20 protein-coding genes are annotated in these 18797 nt (G+C 25.8%); 5 read left to right on the top strand and 15 right to left on the bottom strand.

What is annotated here, in order from left to right:
- Positions 1 to 76 precede the first annotated feature (76 nt).
- A complete protein-coding gene (locus CRU91_RS12285; RefSeq protein WP_222718454.1) occupies positions 77 to 283 on the bottom strand; it encodes a hypothetical protein in 207 nt (68 codons plus the stop codon).
- Positions 284 to 534: 251 nt separating this feature from the next.
- Between CRU91_RS12285 and CRU91_RS10190 the strand changes: the two genes are divergently transcribed.
- Positions 535 to 2139, top strand: a complete 1605-nt coding sequence (locus CRU91_RS10190) for a YcaO-like family protein (protein ID WP_113895120.1) — start codon at positions 535 to 537, stop codon at positions 2137 to 2139.
- A 9-nt stretch (positions 2140 to 2148) separates the two neighbouring features.
- Here the strand turns inward: CRU91_RS10190 and CRU91_RS10185 are convergent, their stop codons facing one another.
- The 3 genes from CRU91_RS10185 to CRU91_RS10175 are packed head-to-tail and all read right to left on the bottom strand — an operon-like array spanning position 2149 to position 3472.
- Positions 2149 to 2754, bottom strand: coding sequence for a pyridoxamine 5'-phosphate oxidase family protein (locus CRU91_RS10185; RefSeq protein ID WP_113895119.1), 606 nt, complete (start codon positions 2752 to 2754; stop codon positions 2149 to 2151).
- Between the two features lie 10 nt (positions 2755 to 2764).
- Positions 2765 to 3130: an FMN-binding protein gene (locus tag CRU91_RS10180; RefSeq protein WP_113895118.1), complete on the bottom strand. Its 366-nt coding sequence runs from the start codon at positions 3128 to 3130 to the stop codon at positions 2765 to 2767.
- Positions 3131 to 3151: 21 nt separating this feature from the next.
- Complete coding sequence (locus CRU91_RS10175; protein WP_113895117.1) at positions 3152 to 3472, bottom strand: antibiotic biosynthesis monooxygenase family protein; 321 nt, start codon at positions 3470 to 3472, stop codon at positions 3152 to 3154.
- Positions 3473 to 3566: 94 nt separating this feature from the next.
- Between CRU91_RS10175 and pdxR the strand changes: the two genes are divergently transcribed.
- Positions 3567 to 4958 (top strand): MocR-like pyridoxine biosynthesis transcription factor PdxR, encoded by a 1392-nt coding sequence (gene pdxR / locus CRU91_RS10170; RefSeq protein ID WP_113895116.1) that lies wholly within the window; start codon positions 3567 to 3569, stop codon positions 4956 to 4958.
- Here pdxR and CRU91_RS10165 read toward each other — a convergent pair.
- Positions 4939 to 5640 carry an MOSC domain-containing protein gene (locus CRU91_RS10165; RefSeq protein ID WP_113895115.1) on the bottom strand — a complete coding sequence of 234 codons (702 nt, stop codon included), beginning with the start codon at positions 5638 to 5640 and terminating at the stop codon, positions 4939 to 4941. The two genes, pdxR and CRU91_RS10165, sit on opposite strands and share 20 nt — an antisense overlap.
- Before the next feature lie 75 nt (positions 5641 to 5715).
- The gene (locus CRU91_RS10160; protein WP_113895114.1) at positions 5716 to 7476 is read right to left on the bottom strand and encodes an ABC-F family ATP-binding cassette domain-containing protein; all 1761 of its coding nucleotides are present in this window, start codon (positions 7474 to 7476) and stop codon (positions 5716 to 5718) included.
- Between the two features lie 197 nt (positions 7477 to 7673).
- Here CRU91_RS10160 and CRU91_RS10155 point away from each other — a divergent pair, with 197 nt between their 5' ends.
- Together CRU91_RS10155 and CRU91_RS10150 are read left to right on the top strand one after the other, a co-directional pair.
- Entirely contained in the window at positions 7674 to 8927 is a 1254-nt protein-coding gene (locus CRU91_RS10155) for an ATP-binding protein (protein ID WP_113895113.1), read from the top strand.
- A 290-nt stretch (positions 8928 to 9217) separates the two neighbouring features.
- A complete protein-coding gene (locus CRU91_RS10150) occupies positions 9218 to 9412 on the top strand; it encodes a hypothetical protein (RefSeq protein WP_113895112.1) in 195 nt (64 codons plus the stop codon).
- Positions 9413 to 9423: 11 nt separating this feature from the next.
- On the opposite strand, the gene CRU91_RS10145 is transcribed toward CRU91_RS10150, so the two are convergent.
- The 6 genes from CRU91_RS10145 to CRU91_RS10120 are packed head-to-tail and all read right to left on the bottom strand — an operon-like array spanning position 9424 to position 13266.
- Positions 9424 to 10113 (bottom strand): tetrahydrodipicolinate N-succinyltransferase N-terminal domain-containing protein, encoded by a 690-nt coding sequence (locus CRU91_RS10145; protein ID WP_113895111.1) that lies wholly within the window; start codon positions 10111 to 10113, stop codon positions 9424 to 9426.
- A 35-nt stretch (positions 10114 to 10148) separates the two neighbouring features.
- Positions 10149 to 11996 carry a primosomal protein N' gene (locus CRU91_RS10140; RefSeq protein WP_113895110.1) on the bottom strand — a complete coding sequence of 616 codons (1848 nt, stop codon included), beginning with the start codon at positions 11994 to 11996 and terminating at the stop codon, positions 10149 to 10151.
- The gene (locus tag CRU91_RS10135; RefSeq protein WP_146951611.1) at positions 11993 to 12403 is read right to left on the bottom strand and encodes a hypothetical protein; all 411 of its coding nucleotides are present in this window, start codon (positions 12401 to 12403) and stop codon (positions 11993 to 11995) included. The genes CRU91_RS10140 and CRU91_RS10135 overlap by 4 nt, the downstream gene beginning before the upstream one ends.
- A gap of 19 nt (positions 12404 to 12422) precedes the next feature.
- Positions 12423 to 12632, bottom strand: a complete 210-nt coding sequence (locus CRU91_RS10130) for a hypothetical protein (RefSeq protein ID WP_113895108.1) — start codon at positions 12630 to 12632, stop codon at positions 12423 to 12425.
- Positions 12629 to 12823 carry a hypothetical protein gene (locus CRU91_RS10125; RefSeq protein ID WP_113895107.1) on the bottom strand — a complete coding sequence of 65 codons (195 nt, stop codon included), beginning with the start codon at positions 12821 to 12823 and terminating at the stop codon, positions 12629 to 12631. The genes CRU91_RS10130 and CRU91_RS10125 overlap by 4 nt, the downstream gene beginning before the upstream one ends.
- Positions 12824 to 12840: 17 nt before the next feature.
- Positions 12841 to 13266 carry a TerB family tellurite resistance protein gene (locus CRU91_RS10120; protein ID WP_113895106.1) on the bottom strand — a complete coding sequence of 142 codons (426 nt, stop codon included), beginning with the start codon at positions 13264 to 13266 and terminating at the stop codon, positions 12841 to 12843.
- A 292-nt stretch (positions 13267 to 13558) separates the two neighbouring features.
- Here CRU91_RS10120 and CRU91_RS10115 point away from each other — a divergent pair, with 292 nt between their 5' ends.
- A complete protein-coding gene (locus CRU91_RS10115) occupies positions 13559 to 15499 on the top strand; it encodes a methyl-accepting chemotaxis protein (RefSeq protein WP_113895105.1) in 1941 nt (646 codons plus the stop codon).
- 17 nt (positions 15500 to 15516) lie between these two features.
- Here CRU91_RS10115 and CRU91_RS10110 read toward each other — a convergent pair whose 3' ends face one another.
- From CRU91_RS10110 to CRU91_RS10100, 3 genes are all read right to left on the bottom strand, one after another.
- Positions 15517 to 16359: a YitT family protein gene (locus tag CRU91_RS10110; RefSeq protein WP_113895104.1), complete on the bottom strand. Its 843-nt coding sequence runs from the start codon at positions 16357 to 16359 to the stop codon at positions 15517 to 15519.
- 14 nt (positions 16360 to 16373) lie between these two features.
- A complete protein-coding gene (locus CRU91_RS10105; RefSeq protein ID WP_113895103.1) occupies positions 16374 to 17609 on the bottom strand; it encodes a BaiN/RdsA family NAD(P)/FAD-dependent oxidoreductase in 1236 nt (411 codons plus the stop codon).
- Positions 17610 to 17679: 70 nt separating this feature from the next.
- Complete coding sequence (locus tag CRU91_RS10100) at positions 17680 to 18645, bottom strand: helix-turn-helix domain-containing protein (protein ID WP_235826996.1); 966 nt, start codon at positions 18643 to 18645, stop codon at positions 17680 to 17682.
- Positions 18646 to 18797: the final 152 nt, after the last annotated feature.

Genomic DNA, 18797 nt, shown 5'->3' with positions numbered 1-18797 from the left:
TGGTTTTTCTATTATATATATTACACCATCTTCTTGAATAGCTTTTAATTCATTTGGATTTAATATACTATTTAAACTATCTAATACCGTACCCCCCCCCGAAACTTAACTTTTCTGAATCTACTATTTTATTCTTCAAATCTTTTGATTTTGAAATATATGTTACATTATATTTCTTTACTATATTCTCTACTGCTTCTTGCAAACTTATATCTTTTGCATTTGCAAAAGAACTTCCTAACATCAACGATGTTACAACTGACATGAAAACTCTATTTTTCATCTTCTAATCCTTTGTATTAATTTTGAGAATTTGTTTCTCTATATAGTAAGACGATTTAAATGAAAAAAATGGACAATTTTTGCAAAAGAATTTTGAAATTTATTAGTTCAGGTTACTTTTGGTAACAAAACTATATATGTTTAGTAATAAATTCTATAAGATTTGAAATCATAAGAATTTATATAAACCTATAAATTAATACCATTTAGCTATACTTTGCAAAATTTTTAAGAAAGTAAAGAACAAATATTATGAATATAGTATCAAAAGATGCACCAGTAGAAGTTTCAATATCAAAAATGAAAAAAATCTTAGATGATTTTGGATATAAAGTAAAACTATCAAAAGAAAAGAATCCAGTAAAAAATAGCTTCTCTATAAACCTAAGCTTTGAAGGAGCAAATAATTATATATTTTCAAATGGAAAAGGTTCAATATTAAATTCTTGTTTAGCTAGTGCTTATGGAGAATTTATAGAAAGATTACAAACAAATCTATATTTCAATGACTTTTATTTGGAAGATAGAAAGTTTTTTCCTGATCAAAAAGAGTTCAGTATTGATGAAGATTTTTTCCCAGATGAATTAAAAAAGCAATATGATACAAAAGATTTTGAAAATGAAGATTTTTTGGATTTTAATTCAAATAGCTTCGATAAAATAGTATCTATACCATTTGTAAATCAAACTACTAAAGAAAAAGTATATTTCCCTACAAGCCTTTTATCAAATCTTTTTGCAAGTAATGGCTTATCTACTGGAAATACACAAAATGAAGCAAAGGTTCAAGCTCTTTGTGAGATTTTTGAAAGATATGTAAAACTAAAAGTTATAAAAGAAGGTTTGGCTTTACCAGAATTTCCAAAAGAAATTATAGAAAATTTTCCAAAAATAAAAGAAGATATAAAATCATTAGAACAAAATGGCTATAAATTAAAAGTTTATGATGCCTCACTTGGTGGAACTTTTCCAGTAACTGCAATAGCTTTTATAAACCCAAAAAACAATACACTTTTCTTATCTTTTGGAAGCCATCCTATTTTAGAAGTATCAATTGAAAGAACTTTAACTGAACTATTGCAAGGAAGAGAAATAAATGAACTTGATAGCTTTGAAAAACCATCTTTTGATATGAGAGAGATAAGTTCATCATCGAATTTAGAATCACATTTTGTGGACTCAAATGCAAAAGTAGGAATACAATTTTTAAGTACAAAGAAATCATATTTATATACTCCATGGAAATTCCACAATGAAAATAGTGCTGAACAATTTATATTTTTAAAAGAGATTTTAGATAAAAAAAATAAAACTATATATTTAAGAGAATATGATTATTTAGGATTTTACTCTTGTCAAATGATAGTTCCAAATTTTTCTGAAGTTTATCCACTTGAAGATATGATTTATAACAATAAAAACCAAGGGAAATTAATCCGTGATTTTATTTTAAATAAAGATAATTACGATTTAGAAGATTTATTAACTCAAATTGATGGTTATGATGATTCTGTAAATGTTGGAGCATTTATTGGTGTTATTTTTAAAGAAGACTTTTCTCTTTTTGAATTTAAAGCTGATATTTTAATAAAACTAAAAGAGTATGAAGAAGCCATTTTTAATTTAGAACAAACAAATAAAAGCTTTAACTATCTTTTATCACAACTTCTAAGAATGTACCAAAACAAGCTAAATTTAGAAGATTATATCGAAGCACTTGATAATATTTTTAGTAAAAAAGATGTTAAAAAAGCATTAGAAATCATAGAAGGTAAAAATTCTTTAATAAATCTGGAATTTGCAGATGAATATAAAAATATATTAGCTTTATTTGATTCTAAAAAAGAGAAATTTTAATTTCTTTTTTTAGTGTTTGTTATAAAACTTCATCTTCTTGATAGTCTGCATATCTATATTTGAAGCTCTATTTTCTAACTTTTGAGTGAGTTTATCTCTTTTTTCATCATTTAAGTTTTGCCCTACTTTGATTTTACAAGATATATTTTGTGGTTTTAACCTAATAACAGTAACTTTATCCAACATTTTTGTATACATTGCTTTATCATAAGATATCTCTTCATAACCACCATCATTTTGTAATTTCTTCATCAAAGCATTTAAAACTTTAGCTTTATCATCACCATTTTCTACAAAACTTAAACTTCCTTCAAGCAAAACAGACGCAAAAAATTGAGTTGCAGGACAAGCAGCAACTGTATCAAAAAAATATGAGGGAATAGTAGAGTATGGCTGTACAACTAAAAAAGCACCATTTTGATTCTCTTTTATAGTATCTATTTTTTTACCTTCATTGCTTCCATGAAAGTAAATAGAACCTTCAAAATATACAAAATTCAAAGCTACACAATATGGTTTTCCTTTACTAATCAAACTCAAGGTTCCATATTCACAAGTTTCTAAAACTTCATTTATACTATTTTCATCTTTTACATCAAACTCTGTTCTTCTCATTTTATTCCTTTTATGTTGTTTGATAAGATTCTAAAATCTCTATTTTCATAACTGCTCTTGCCCATTCAAATTTAGACTTTATATCTTCATATTCTTTTATATCATTTTGAATAAAAGCTTTTCCAATTATTTTAATACCCATACCCATTCCATGAAGTCCCATAAGTTCTTTTGTTCCAATTACAACTATAACTTTATTATCATTTTTAAGAGATTCTTCCATTTTAAACATTCCTGCAACTGGAACAAAAATCTCATTATTTTTGAAAATCACATATGAATTCCAAGTATTTACAATATGAGGAAATTCATCACCTTTAGCTACAACACTAAAAACTCCTTCATAGTTTAAAATAGATTCTATTTTTTTCTTCATATTCTTTCCTAAATATATTTTTCACTTATTAAAAGTGCTTGTTTGTAAAGTATAATCCCTTTTAATTTCTACAATACTTATCTTATAGTCTTTAAAAATAGATTCTCTACCTTTTTTCTGTGCAGCTACATGGTCAATATTTTTCTTCCAATTTAAAATAGATTTTTCATCTTCCCAAAATGACAAAGATAAAAGCTTATTTTCATTAGCTAAAGATTGAAATCTCTCTATACTAATAAATCCTTTTTCTTTTATTAATTGTTCTTTTAAGATAGAAGCAATTTTCAAATATTCATCTTTTCTATTTTCCAATATCTCAACTTCAAAAATTACACCAAACATAATAAACACTCCTTCCTAAGTTTTTTGTTTGTATAATATCAATTATTTGTACTTTATAAAAGATACATTTTTTATTATTTTAATAAGGACACTTTTGTATAAATTTGAACAAAATCAAACTCCACTTTATTTACAACTTTATAATCAAATAAAAGAAGATATAGAAACTAAACTAAAAGCAGGAGCAAAACTACCTTCTATTAGAAAACTATCAAATGAATATAACCTAAGTAAAACAACTGTACAAACGGCTTATAACCAACTTTATGCTGAAGGTTATATAGAAAGTAAAAAAAATAGTGGCTATTTTATTTGTGAAGATATTATTCAAAATTTTCAAATAAATTTAGATAATAAAGAAAGAGATGTAATAGAGGATAATAGTTATAAAATAGATTTTTTTCCTGCAAGTTTATCTAAAAACTCTTTTCCAAAACAAACTTGGTCAAAGCTTTACAACAAAGTAATAAAAGATGATATTCACTATGGAATTTATCACGATATTCAAGGAGAATTAGAGTTAAGAGAAGAGCTAGCAAAATACCTTTCGTCTTCAAGAAATGTTATTTGTAAACCTGAACAAATCATTCTTACAAGTGGTTTTACAGATAGTTTATTTATTGTTTCAACTATTTTAAAATCTTTTACAAAAAAAGTTGCTGTTGAAAAGCCTTGCTATAAAACTGCTAGAAAAGTATTTGAATTACAAGATTTTGAAATAGAAGATATTTCAATAAACCAAAATGGATTGGATTTATCACTTTTACAAAATATTTCTTCAAAAGCTTTGTACCTTACTCCTTCACATCAATTTCCAACGGGAGTTACTATACCAATTTCAAATAGAATAAAACTTTTAAATTGGGCAAAAGAAAATAGTGTTTTTATAATAGAAGATGATTATGATAGTGAACTAAGCTACTACAATCGCCCTATTCCATCTATGCAAGGTTTAGATAATTTTGGAAATGTCATCTATCTTGGAACTTTTTCAAAAGCTCTATCTCCAGCTTTACGAATCTCTTATATAGTTTTACCTACAAAATTACTTCATATTTATAAAAAATCTTTTGACTTTAGATTTTCTCAAATTTCTATTGATATTCAAAAAACTTTAACACTATTTTTAAAAGAAGGTTATTGGGACAAACACTTAAGAAAAATTAGAAATATAAATAGAAAAAAACACCACATTATGAAAGATTATTTAAAAGAATTCTTAGGTGATGATATAAAAATCTTACGAGAAGGAAGTGGATTAAACATCCTAATAAAACCAACTTTTACTATGAATTTAGATCTTTTAGAAGAGTTATGTCTTAAAAATAAAATAAAAATCTATTTTAAAGAATTTCTCGATTTAGAAAAAGTTATAGCTTTAGGATTTGGTGGATTTGAAGAGTTTGAAATAAAAGATGCAATAAAAACTTTCAGTAAGATTTGGTTTGAAGCTAAAAAACAAAATCTTATGTATGATAATAACTAAATTGTTCATCTTTATCACCCATTTCATATCTTTTTTGTAAAGAGTTTTTAAATTGATATCCTAACTCTTCACAATTTAAAGCTTTTAAAGTCAAATTTTCATCAATCATTGGGTTTACTATGATTTTATTTAGTTTTTCAATAGTTAATTCTGGATTTATCCTACTTTCTAGGTAAATTTCATCACCTTTTGAAATATTTCCTTCTTTTAGAACCTTTGCATAAAATCCTGTAAATCCACTTTCAAAAATAAACTTTGTCATATTATTTTGTTCTGTATTAATACTTAGTTTCCAGCAAGGTTGTCTTGGTTGTGTTATTTGTACTTGTGTATCACCAATTTGCAATATATCACCAATGCAAATATCTTTTTCACAAATTTCATCAAGTATCAAATTCTCCCCAAAATATGCCATATTTGTCATATCAAAACTATTATTAAAATGTGAATTTATATTTTGATAAGTTAATTTTGAAAATAAGAAAAGTGCTTTATTAACTCCTCCATGATGGAGTAAATCAGCTTGAAAATCATCAATAAAACCACTTTTTGATAGGTATGCTTTTGAAACTGGATATTTTTTTATACCAGAAACAAGCTCTTGCCTTTTTTGATTTTCAAGTTTTGTGATAGTTACATTTCCTACTTTTATGTATAAAATAGTTGATATTTTTGTAGCCATTTTCCATACTCCAAATTTTGTATATTGGAAGTATAGAAAAATGAAAGAGTTTTTACAATCTGTTAATTGCTAATTTTATAGTTCACTCATCTTTGCTTCAAATTCGCTATTTATGCTCTCAATTTTTTGCATAACTTCTAAAATTTCATTTTCTACTTTTGTTTTATCTACTCCAAAAAGTGTAGAAGCAAGGCTTTCTAATTCTTCAATTTTAGCTTTGAGTGGTTTTAAATCTTGGCTTTTTTTAGCTACTAATTCAGCCCTTAACTTTTTACTCTCTTTTTTATTTATCTTTGGATTATCTTTTTTTTCATCTTTATTTGAAGTTTTTGTAGGTTTTTTATCATCAATATCATCACCCCAACCTATTTTTTCTAAAAATTCATCATAAGTTCCATTAAAATAATCAGCTCCATCATTTGTAAAAACTATCAATCTATCACAAACTTTTCTAAGTAACTCTTCACTGTGAGTTACAATGATACTTGAACCAGCAAAATCTTTTATTGCTGTTGTAAGTGCTTCAATAGACTCAATATCCAAGTGATTTGTAGGTTCATCAAGAAATAGTAGATTTACATCTTTTGCTATAATTTTTCCTAGCATTACCCTACTTTTTTCTCCACCAGATAAAAGTGAGATTTTTTTCTTTGCATTATCTCCACTAAACATCATAATTCCACAAATATTTCTTATTGTTGATTCAGCTAACTTCACATTTACAGAGTGAATTTCATCCATAATTGTATTGTTCATATTTAAATGGTTTATATTTGTTTGTCCAAAATGCCCAAAAACTGTACTTGGATGATATTCAATATTTCCACTTAAAGCTTTTAACTCACCTGCAATTACATTTAAAAGTGTTGATTTTCCTTTTCCATTTTTTCCTATAATTCCCAAAGTTTCACCACGACTTAGTGCAAAAGTTATATCTTTAAAAAGTAGATTTTCTTTTGTATATCCAAAACTTACATCTTTTACTTCAAGTAAAAACTTGGCACTTGTATCTTTGTAGTTAAAATCAAATTTTAAATCTTTGTCATATTCAATATCTTCTAAAATATCCATTTTTTCAAGTATTTTTACTTTCGATTGAGCTAAAGTAGCTGTTGCTGCCCTTGCTTTGTTTTTAGCGATGAACTCTTCTAAATCTTTGATTTTTTTCTCTTGAGCAATTTTTTGCTTTTCATAATGCTCTTCATTTGCTTCTAATTGTTCAAAGAATTTTTGAGTTCCACCAGCAATAATAAAAGCATTTTTTCTAATAATCCCCATAGTATGAGTACAAACACTATTCATAAAATCTCTATCGTGAGTGATAAGTATAACTTCACCATCAAAGCTTTTTAAAAACTCTCTAAGCCAACGAATAGAAAGGATATCTAGGTAGTTTGTAGGCTCATCAAGAAGTAACATATTTGGTTCAGTTAAAAGTAATTTTGCTAAATTGATTCGTATTTGGTAACCACCAGAAAAAGATTTTGGCTCTTTTTGTAAATCTTCTTCACTAAATCCAAGTCCAAAAAGTATTTTTTCAGCTTTATAAATATTGTATTTATCATCTTCATTTAAAGCCAAAGCTGTTTCATCTATCAAAGTTTTTTCTGTAAAATCAAAATATTGTTTTAAAGCACCTATTTTATAATTTTTTGGTGTTGCTATATCTCCACTATCTTGATGTTCTTCACCAAGGATAAGTTTGAACAATGTAGATTTTCCAGTTCCATTTCTCCCAACTAGTCCAACTTTATCACCTTTATTTAGTCGTAAGTTTAAATCACTGTAAAGTTGGCTTGTTGGATAACTTTTTGATATGTTTATTAGTTCTATCATATTTTTCTCTTTTTTATTTTTTAGGGCGAGATTATATTAAATTTTTAGTTATAGAGAGTTTATTTGAGATTTTTATTAAGAACTATTTTCTTAAAATCTAATTTTAAGTATAAAATCCGTATTATATATAAATAAATTTCGTAATATTACTTTATAAAATCCGTAATAATATATAAACATTTCGTAAAAGAAGAAAAATGATAGAAAGAAAATTAGAAAAAACAATAATACAAATGTTAGATACATTTAGAATAGTATCTATAAATGGTCCTAGACAATCAGGTAAAACAACACTTCAAAAAAAAATAGCAAAAAATAAAAATATGAAATACTATACTTTTGATGATATAGATGTTTTTAGCACAGCAAATAACGACCCAAAAGGCTTTATTCAATATATTTCAAAAGATGAAAGTATTGCTCTTGATGAAGTTCAAATGATACCAGAGATAATATTGCCAATTAAAATAAGTGTAGATGAACAAAATAAAAAAGGTATGTTTTTACTAACAGGAAGTTCAGATATGTTTAAAAACTCTAAAATAAAAGAGTCTTTAGCTGGAAGAATGGTAAGTTTTAATCTATATCCATTATCATATAGTGAAATAAACCATAGAGATATAAATATTATTGATAAACTTTTTAGTGATGATTTTAATTATTTTGATATAGATTTTGAAACTATTTCCAAAGAAGAGTTTATAAGTGCAGTTATAAATGGTGGATACCCAGAAGTTTATAATCTACCATTAAAAACAAAAAAAGCTTGGTATGATTTTTATATAAAAGCAAGAATTACAAAAGATATAGCATCTATTGAGAATGTACAAATAGACACTCTTTCAAACTTAGCCAAACTTTTAAAAATACTCGCAGGACAAGTTGGTTCTCTTGTAAACTATACAAATATTTCAAAAAGTATAGGAATTGCAGATAAAACTGTGGCAAAATATATAAAAATATTAGAAGCTTTGTATATAGTAAAACTTGTCCCATCGTACTCCAACAATATATTAAAACAAGTAACAAAAAGCCCAAAAGTACATTTTATAGACTCTGGACTTGCAAGTTTTTTATTAAATGCTACGATTGAAGCTTCTATGATTGGTAAAAATGAGCATTTAGGAAATCTGGTAGAAACTTTTGTGTATAGTGAACTTATAAAACATCAAGCAAATGCAAATGAAGATGTAGAAATATACCATTTTAGAGATAGTTCTCAAAAAGAGGTTGATTTTGTGCTTGAATCAAATCTTGGTGATATTGTTGCAATTGAAGTAAAATCTGGTACAAATATAAAAAATGAAAATTTTAAAGGTTTACTAACTCTTGCTAAAACTATAAAAAGCAAGAATTTTAGAGGGATTATTTTTTATGGTGGAGATAAAGTTTTACCATATAAAATTGAAGATTATCAATTTTGGTTAATCCCTTTGAAAGTGTTGATTTAACTTATAAATAGTAATAATTTTTCGTTATACCTAATGTACAAAAGAAAATCCATTAAGGATAAAATATATACATATTATTAAAAATATAAATGTAAGAAATGTTACAAATAAACTCTCAAGATTTTTTATTTTGTTATGTTTATAGAAAATATTTTTCTCTTTTTTCTTCAATTTCATATAAAATATTATCCAATAAGAACTTAATAAAGCAAATTATTTGCCTTTATATACATATAAAACAAAATTATTATCGAATTTTATTTATATAATTAATTTTATATCATCTTTGTATGAAACTAACCCAACAAGATATAGCGAGAATATTAAATATTACCCCAATGACACTAAGAAATTGGAAAAAAGATAAACCAAGACTTTATGAAATAGTTATGAAAGGTTTTGCATTTGAAGAAGCAGTAAAAAAAGCTCAACAAAATGCAGATGAACTAAAAGAGTTAGAAGAGAAATTTAAAATTAAAAAATAAAGTAGCAAAAGCTACTTTAAAAGGTTTTCAAAACTATATGTTTCATTTTCATTTGGAATTATATGTTTTAAAACTCTTGAATATTTTCCTACAAATTCAACTTTTGGATATTTATTTGCAACTTTTAGCAAAATTTCATTTTGTCTTAACCAATCAAGCTCAACTGGAACTCCATCTATCCAAGCACAAGTTGTAAGTAAATCATCAATTCCATCTAAATTTACATTGATATTTTTACTATATTTTGCATAAAGTTTTAAATATGCTGTTTCAACACTTTGTGGTTTTGTATCTTCAAAAATAAATACAACTTTAAAATCATCAGGACTAAGTCCACTTTCTATTGGTAAAGATGCTAAAGTTGATATAACTTGCAAGTTTTTATGTTGCTCTTTTTCTTCATAAAATGGTTTATAACTCTCTACACAATATGACAAAAAACTATCAGTCAAATCAAAAACTGCTTCACTTTTTGTTGTATCAAGTACAACTCCACTTTGTTTTATAGCATTTAAAAAAATTGCTGCACTTGCACTATTTTCATTCCAGTTTATAGTAGGATATGTAACTTCTAAGATACTATTTTTATTCAAAACTCCTCTGCTTACTCTAGCTATTGCAAATGCTAGTGGCTCTTTGTACCAACTTTGTTTTTTTATATCTTCAACTAAATTTTTAAAATCATCTTTTGTAGTTACCATTTTATCTCCTTTGTTTTGTTGATTTTACTAAATTTTTAATAAATAGTATCCATATCTATGGAAGCATCACTTGATTTTATAGAGTGTAAAGCTTTTAATAGTGCTTTTGTATTGTTTGAACGAAGTAAAATCTCATATCGGTATTTGTTTGCGATTTTAAAAATAGCACACTCTCCAAAACCTATAACTTCAATATCTTGTATAGTTTTAAATATATTTACAGCTTCAAAAGTTTCATCTTTTGCTTTTAAGCCATTTTTATTTGAAAAAACTACACGTGCAAGTTTTACAAAAGGCGGATATAAATCTTTTCTAAACTCCATCTCACTTTGTAAAAATTCCAAATAGTTTGATTCTTCCAAATAGTATTTGAAAAAATCTTCATTTTTTGTCTCAATTATAACTTCACCAAATCCACTTCTTCCACTTCTTCCTGATATTTGAATAAGTAAAGATAAAGCTTTTTCTCTAGCTTTATATGAATTCATATTTAAAACAAAATCTATTCCTAAAACAACTGCTAGTTTTACATTGTGATAATCATGCCCTTTTGAAAGCATTTGAGTACCAACTAAAATATCTATTTTATTGTCATTAAAATCTTTTAGTGTACTTTTCAATACTTTTTCACTTTTTATCTCATCTTTATCAAACCGTTTTATAACTTTATTTGGAAATTCTAGTTTTAAAAACTCTTCAATTTCGGCTGTTCCAACTCTATGATTTTTGATGATTCCAGTTTTACAAGAGGGGCAAAACTCTGGTATTTTTTGAGTATATCCACAATAGTGGCACTTCAATGCCAAATCATTTTTATGTAAACTCATAGAAACACTACAAAATGGACATTCAACACTTTTCCCACAATCAAAACATATCTGATGTTTAAAATTTGCACGAGTTGGCAAAAAAACTATTGCTTGATTCCCACTTTTTAAAGTATTATCTATTTTAGCTAAGCTTTTGGGACTGATTGTTTGGCAATTTGCTTCAAAAATATACTCTTTTTTTGTCTCAAAAAATGTCTTGTCAAGGTTAAAATATGGTATTTTGTAAAAAGAACCAATAGATGGTGTTGCACTTCCTAAAATAAGTCTTATATCATACTTTTTAGCTATGTAAATACTTAAATCTTTTGCATTATATCTTGGAGTTTGATCACTTTTATATGAATCATCATGTTCTTCATCTACAATAATTAGTTTTAGATTTGAATATGGTAAAAAGAGTGCTGATCTTGCTCCTGCGATTAATTTTATACTTCCTTTTTGAAGTCCTAAAAGTATCTCTTTTTTCTTTTTAGCACTTATTTTTGAGTGCCAGATAGCAACACAATCTCCAAAAACTTTCTCCAATCTTTTTTGCATTTGTGGAGTTAAAGATATTTCAGGCATCAAAAGTATAGCTTGAGAGTTGTTTTTTAAATTTTCTTCAATAGTTTTTATATATATTTCAGTCTTTCCAGCTCCAGTTGAAGCAAAAAGTAAAGCTTGTTTTTTTTCATCTAAAAACTCTTTTGCTTTTTGTTGAAAACTTGATAATTTAATTGAACTATCTATGTTTAAATCAATATTTTCATCTTTTATATTTTTATTGAATCCTTGAAAAATACTCAAAGCATAACCAAGAGAACAAACATAATATTTTGATATAAAAGTTGCTATTTCAATCATATAAACAGAGTAAAATTCATCACAAATTTCTAAAATATTGCTACAGTTAAACTCTGGTTTTTCAACCTCTTTTATAACAACTGCCTCAATAAAATTTTTCCTATTTGCAAGTTGCACTAAAACTTTTGAACCAATCAAAATATCATCTTTACTTTGAAAAGTAAGATTTTGCAAAGGCGATTTCAATATAGCAAGTTCATAATAATTCATTCTAACTCTTTACAATCTATTTCTTTACTTGAACAGATAAAATCACCATTGTCTAAATAAAACTCATAAGTTTTTGAAGAAGTAAAAAATATATATTTACTATTTGATACTTTTGCCCAAGAGCCTTTTTCTTTATCTTTTGTTGATGTAGATATGATAGGCATTTTTAAAATATTTGAAAACAAATCTTCATTTTTTATATCTATTTTAGCACTATCTAAAGAATTTATATAACTATTTTCTTGTGCTAAAACCCTTTTTGTCTTCTCTTTTTGCAAAGCATTTTTTATTAAAACTATATCTGATTTCAATTTCAAAATATCATTTTTTTCTAAATAAACACTCATTTTTGGTAAAATAAAAGATAATAAAATAGCCACTATTACAATGGTTATGACGATTTCCAAAGTTGAAAATGCTTTGAGTTTAAACTCCTGCAAGTTTATTTGCAATATCCTCAACCTCTTTTTTAAAAGTTCTATACTCTTGAGTAAGTTTTAAATATGCAAGTAATAAAGCTTTTGTTTCATTGTTTTTATTTATATCTAAATACTTGCAAAGCTCTTGTTCAAGCTCTTCATCAGCTGTTATCGTATAAGCCATATTATTTATATGAAAAGTTAGTTCTTTAGTCACTTTTGAGCCTTTATAAGTGTTAGTGTACTATCTATTTTTAAAATCATATCTTGATTATTTCTTTCTAATTTATCATTTTCATCTATCAATTCTTGAATTTGTTGCTCCAAAGCTATTTTTTCAAGTTTTAATTTTTCATGTTCATACAGTAAATTATCAATTCTATCATTTAAAATTTTAATAATTTCCATTCTTTTTTCCAAATTATTTATGATACAAACTCTTCTAAATTATCATCTTTAATATAAACTTTTGCAATTTCATAAAGTGTTGCAACAGATTTTCCCCACGCTGAGTAATTGTTTACTTCTTCAGCAGAAATTCCAAAGTCTTTTGCTAATTTATCTATCACAATTTGTTCATTTATATTGAAATTTCTATCAATATGTATTAAAATCATCAACTCTAAGATAACTATTTTTTTACTTTTTAAGCTTTTAAAATTTTTTAAAGTATCTTCTAAACTAAAACTACTAATATCAAAAGAATCAATATTTTCAATACCCATTTCATCACAATACTCTAATATAATATCTTCTTCATCTTTTCCAAAATTATTATCAATTCTTGCTAAATAGTGTGCTAGTTGTAAAAAGGCAAATTTTTCTCTTGCTTGAAGTTTCATCAATAACATATTTTATATCCTATAATTTTTATAATATTCCCTTATTATAGTATATTTTTTCTAATTTGTGGTAAACATAAATTTCAATTTTTATTATTTAATTCTTATTTTAGGATTCTATAAAAATAAATTTATATTTAATTTATAAAATATTAGTTTTTAAAACAATAAAAATGTAACTAAATGAATATTTCAAATAAGATTCTTTTATCTTATTTATAACTTTTTCTTTTTTTAATCTTGTTATAAGTAACTTGTTTATATTTTAAAATAATTATTTAAACTCCATCAAAGGAACCCTATGCTGAAAAATGTTTCTACTAGAAAAAAGTTATTTTTGTTGCCGATAGTATTTGTTGTTGTAATTATTGCATGTACCTCGATATTTCTGTATTTTGAGAGCAATGCAAGTAAAAGACAAAATGTCGTTAAACAAACAGATGTATTAATACAACAAATGTTAAAAGGGCGAATTTCTGTTTATCAATTCTTACAAAATCCAGATCAACAAGCTGTATTAAATGTTAGAAATAATTTTTCAGAACTTCAAGAAAATCTTAGAGATTTGAAAACTAAATTAATAGAAGAAGACAATATAGTTTTAGTTGGAGAACTTTTAGATTTATCTGGAAGATATTTATATCTATTTGACAGAATGTATCCTATAAAAATTGATGAATCAAATGGAAATTTAGAAAATAAAGAAAAACTTCCAAATAGTATAAAAGAAATTGCAAATGTAGGTCTTATATTAGAAGATAAATTAAATTTGATAAGTATAAAATCTGCTGAACTAAGAGATAAAACAATTAAAGAGATGGATATTGCGCTTATTATAACTATCTTGTTATCTATAATTTTCTTTGCAACTTTCTCATTGTATCTTGCAAATGAACTCATTAAATCTTTAGCCAATTTTGAAAAAGGGCTATTGAGTTTTTTTGATTTTATCAATAAAAATAGTAATGCTAAAATAGAATATTTGGATGATAGTTCAAAAGATGAATTCGGTACTATGGCAAGAGTTGTAAATGAAAATATTGAAAAAACTAAAATAACTTTAGAATCCGACAAAAGATTTTTAAGTGAAATTGATGCAATTGCAGAAGATATAAAAAATGGTTTTTTAAATAAAAGACTAAATAATAAAGCTGAATCTCACAATCTTGAATCTCTAAGAGAACATTTAAATGATATGTTTCATAGTTTACAAATAAAAATTTGTACAAATATAAATCATGTTACACAAGCACTTGAAAGCTATGCAAAACTAGATTTTACATATAGAATACCTAATTGTAGAAGTGGTGTTACTACGGGATTGAATAAACTTGCAGATATTATAAGTGAAATGTTAGTGGATAATAAATCAAATGGTTTAACATTAAATGAAACTAGTATGATTTTATTAAAAAATGTTGATATTTTAAATAAAAATTCAAATGAAGCAGCGGCTGCTTTAGAAGAAACAGCGGCTGCAATAGAAGAGATTACAAGTAATATTTCAAGTAATACAAATAATGTTATTCAAATGTCAAAAATAGCTTCAAATGTTACATCTTCGGCTAATCAAGGTGAAAAATTAGCAAATCAAACAACACAGGCTATGAATGAACTTGATAAAGAAGTAAATGCCATAAATGAAGCAATAAGTGTAATTGACCAAATAGCATTCCAAACAAATATTCTAAGTCTAAATGCAGCAGTTGAAGCAGCAACAGCAGGAGAAGCTGGAAAAGGATTTGCAGTTGTTGCACAAGAAGTTAGAAATCTAGCTTCAAGAAGTGCTGAAGCTGCACGTGAAATAAAAAACCTAGTTGAAAGTGCAACTTTAAAAGCAGATCAAAGTAAAAAAATAGCCGAAGATATGATAATTGGTTATAAAGATTTAAGCGAAAATATAGATGCAACAATAGAACTAATAAAAGGGGTTGAAGCTTCAAGTAAAGAACAACTTACTGGAATTGAACAAATAAATGATACTGTAAGTTCTTTAGATAGTCAAACTCAACAAAATGCAGCTATTGCAACTCAAACTTATGATATTGCTGTTCAAACAGATACTATGGCTAAGTTAATTGTTGCAAATGCTGATGATAAAGAATTTATAGGAAAAAATGAAGTAAAAGCTAAAGTACTTTCTAATAATCAAGAAATTAAAATTCCAAATATAGCTAAAACAGAGATAAAAAAAATAGCTCCTCAAAAAAAAGAAAATGACGAGGAATGGACAAGTTTTTAAAACTTGTCTATTTTAGATTATTTTGAACTTCTACCTAAAAACTCTGAAGCTTCTGTAATTATCATAAAAGCATCTGGATCATATTTACTTATCAAGTTTTTTAGCAAATCAATCTTACTAGCTTCAACTGTAACATAAATAATAGTTTTATTTTGTCCTTGATGAAGTCCAATTCCAGTTAAAATAGTACCATGCTCTTCAATTCTTTCTCTGATTTGCTCTTTTAAAACTTCTACATTATTTGAAACAATATTTACTATTTTCTTTGAAGGTCGCCCTGTTAAAATCATATCTATAACTCTTATTCCAACATAAACACTAAGCATACTATAAAGTGATTTATCTATATCGTTATATACAAAAACTGAAGCAAACATAATAGTTGCATCAATAGCCAATAAAACTTCAGCTGCTTTGAATTTTGTCTTTTTAGCAACTATTTCTCCAACAACCGAAGTACTTCCAGTTGAAGCTCTTCCTTTTATAACTAATCCTACACCTAAACCTATAAAAATCCCACCAAAAATAGCTGCTAATAAAATATCATTTGTCATGGCTTTTATTTGTAAAATTTCTTTAAATATATCCGTAAAAGTTGATAGAAGAATAACAACAATAAAAGTCTTAAATAAATAGTATTTTCCAAAATAAATATAAGACATAATCAAAAATGGAATACTAACTATCGCCATAAAAATACCTAAAGTGATTTGAGGGAAAAGTGCATGTAAAAGTAAAGAAATACCTACTCCACCACCTGTAATTATCTGATTTGGAGATAAAAAGCACACTGTTCCAAATGCCATTGCTAATGAACCCAAAACTATAAATATATAATGTTTTAAATTTATTTTTTTCATATTTTTCCTAAATTTTAATTTAATAATTTACCAGCTAAATACCCACTTGAAAAAGACCATTGAAGATTATATCCACCACATGGTCCATCAATATCAACTACTTCTCCACAAAAATATAAACCATCTATTAAACGACTTTGCATAGTTTTAGAATCTATTTCTTTTAGGTTTATTCCACCTCTTGTAATCATAGCTTGTTTAAATCCATCATGACCTATAATAGTAAAAGGAGTCCAAGATAAGGTTTTGATTAACTTTTCTCTTTTAAAACCTTCAATTTGTTTAAATCGTAAATGTGAATCTATTTGACAGATATTTAAAATCTCATTTGCTACACTACTTGCTAGTAATGTTTCTAAATTTTGTAAGATATTATTTTGTGGATTTTTTACTATTTCATCTTTTAAATGCTTATAAATCTCTTCTTCATTTTTACCTTTTAAGAAACTTATCAAAAGTGGAACTTCATCAAATTTTGCTAAAATTGGAGTTATTTCTCTAGCAAAATCTAAGATTACTGGACCTCTTAGCCCTTGAGCCGTAAATATCAAATCACCCACTAACTTTAAATTTTTATATTTTGGAATATTTACTTTTAAAATAGCTTTTGAAATAGTATCAGCTTTGCAAGATGCAAAGTTTTTCTCTTTTGTAAAAAGTGGCATCATAGCTGGATGAGTTTGTGTGATTGTGTGAGAAAAATTTGAAGCAAACTTATATCCATCTCCAGTTGCTCCAAGTGTTGGATAACCTAAACCACCAGTTGCTATTATGATATTTTTTGCCCTAAAAGTTTCATTTAAAGTTTTTACTTCAAAAAGTTCTTCATCTTTTTTTATTTCCAATATCTCTATTGAAGTTTTTACCTCAACTTTTTGGTTTTCTAACTCTTTACTTAAAGCTTCTAATATGATAGTTGAACTATGATTTATAGGAAATATTCTAAAACCATCTCTTGCAATAGTTTCAACTCCAATAGAAGCAAAAAAATCTTGCAAATCTTTTTGACTAAATTCATCTAAAGCACTTTGGATGAATCTTCCATTTTTGCCAAATTTAGCTACAAATTCATCTTGGCTTAGAGTATTCGTAAGATTGCATTTTCCACCACCAGTTGCTTTTAATTTACTTGCAATTTTAGGAAGTTTTTCCAAAAGTAAAACTCTATTATTATTTTTGGCACAACTTATACTAGCCATTATTCCAGCAGCTCCTGCACCAACAACTACACAATCATAAATATTTTTCAAAATAAACCTTTTTTTAAATAGTTGAAATTTTAGCTAGTTATTACAAATTTATCAATTTGATATATAAAAATCAATAGTAGTATTTTCTACTTTTCATTAAATCTTTAGGTTTGATTCCAAAAAATTGGATAAATGCAGTTGAAAAGTTTTGTTGATGTTTGTATCCAACAAAATGTGAAATTTCAGAGATAGAAAATTCGCTAGTTTCTAATAAATATTTTGCATAAGTCATTTTTTGTTCTAGTATTAGTTGTCCTATTGTAGTTTTAAACAATTGTTTAAAACCATATTTCAGTTTAAATTCATTTAAAGCCACTTTTCTTGAAAATGTCATCAAATCTGAGAAATCATTTTCTAATAAAATAAAATTTCGCACCTTATGTAGAGCTTCTATATCATCTTGAGTTAATTTAACTGTTTTATATTTTTCATTTTCTTCTTTATTTAACATTTCACTAAATTCATTGTAAATTAGCTCTAAAACTTTACTTTGCAAATATATATTTTGAAGTTCACCTTCAAAAGGTGAATTATACAAATCATTTGCAAGATGAATATTTTTTGAAGTTTGATTTTTTAAAGTTATACTAGGAAGTGAAGCAAAATCTTTTGAGTGAATCTCAAGAAGTTTAGAGAAGTTCTTTTCAAGAAAATCTTTTTTTATCATTATTTCTATTGATTTAGAAGAGTTTTCATTGAAAGTTGAGATTACATTACATTCATCTACATATTTGATATAAGAACTATTTACTCTTACAGTTTCTATCTTTTTTGAATTTTTATTTTGAGATTTTATACTTCCTTGCAATATTACATTTATAAATAAACTATCGAATTTAGAATTGGTTTCAATTGAATATTTTTTATTTAATTTAGAAATAGATTTAAAAAGATAGATATTTTCCGAGATAATATTTTTTTCTGAAAACATATATCCTAAATTATTTGGCAATGAAAATAAGTTTTTTTCAGATGATGAAGAAGATATAAACTCATTCATATTTTCAAATGAAAATCTATTTAGCACTTTTTCCATAAAAACTAATCCTTATATAAGAAACTATTCCTTGAAACAAATAGTGTTTATCATTATAATTCAAACTTATTTAAAATCGGGTGAAAGGAATAAAAATGGAAAGAAAGTTAATACTTGCATCACTATTTGTAAGTTCACTGTTATATGCAAAT

Source organism: Aliarcobacter vitoriensis (genome assembly GCF_003316695.1).
Classification (GTDB): domain Bacteria; phylum Campylobacterota; class Campylobacteria; order Campylobacterales; family Arcobacteraceae; genus Aliarcobacter; species Aliarcobacter vitoriensis.
This window is presented reverse-complemented; position numbering and strand designations above follow the sequence as displayed.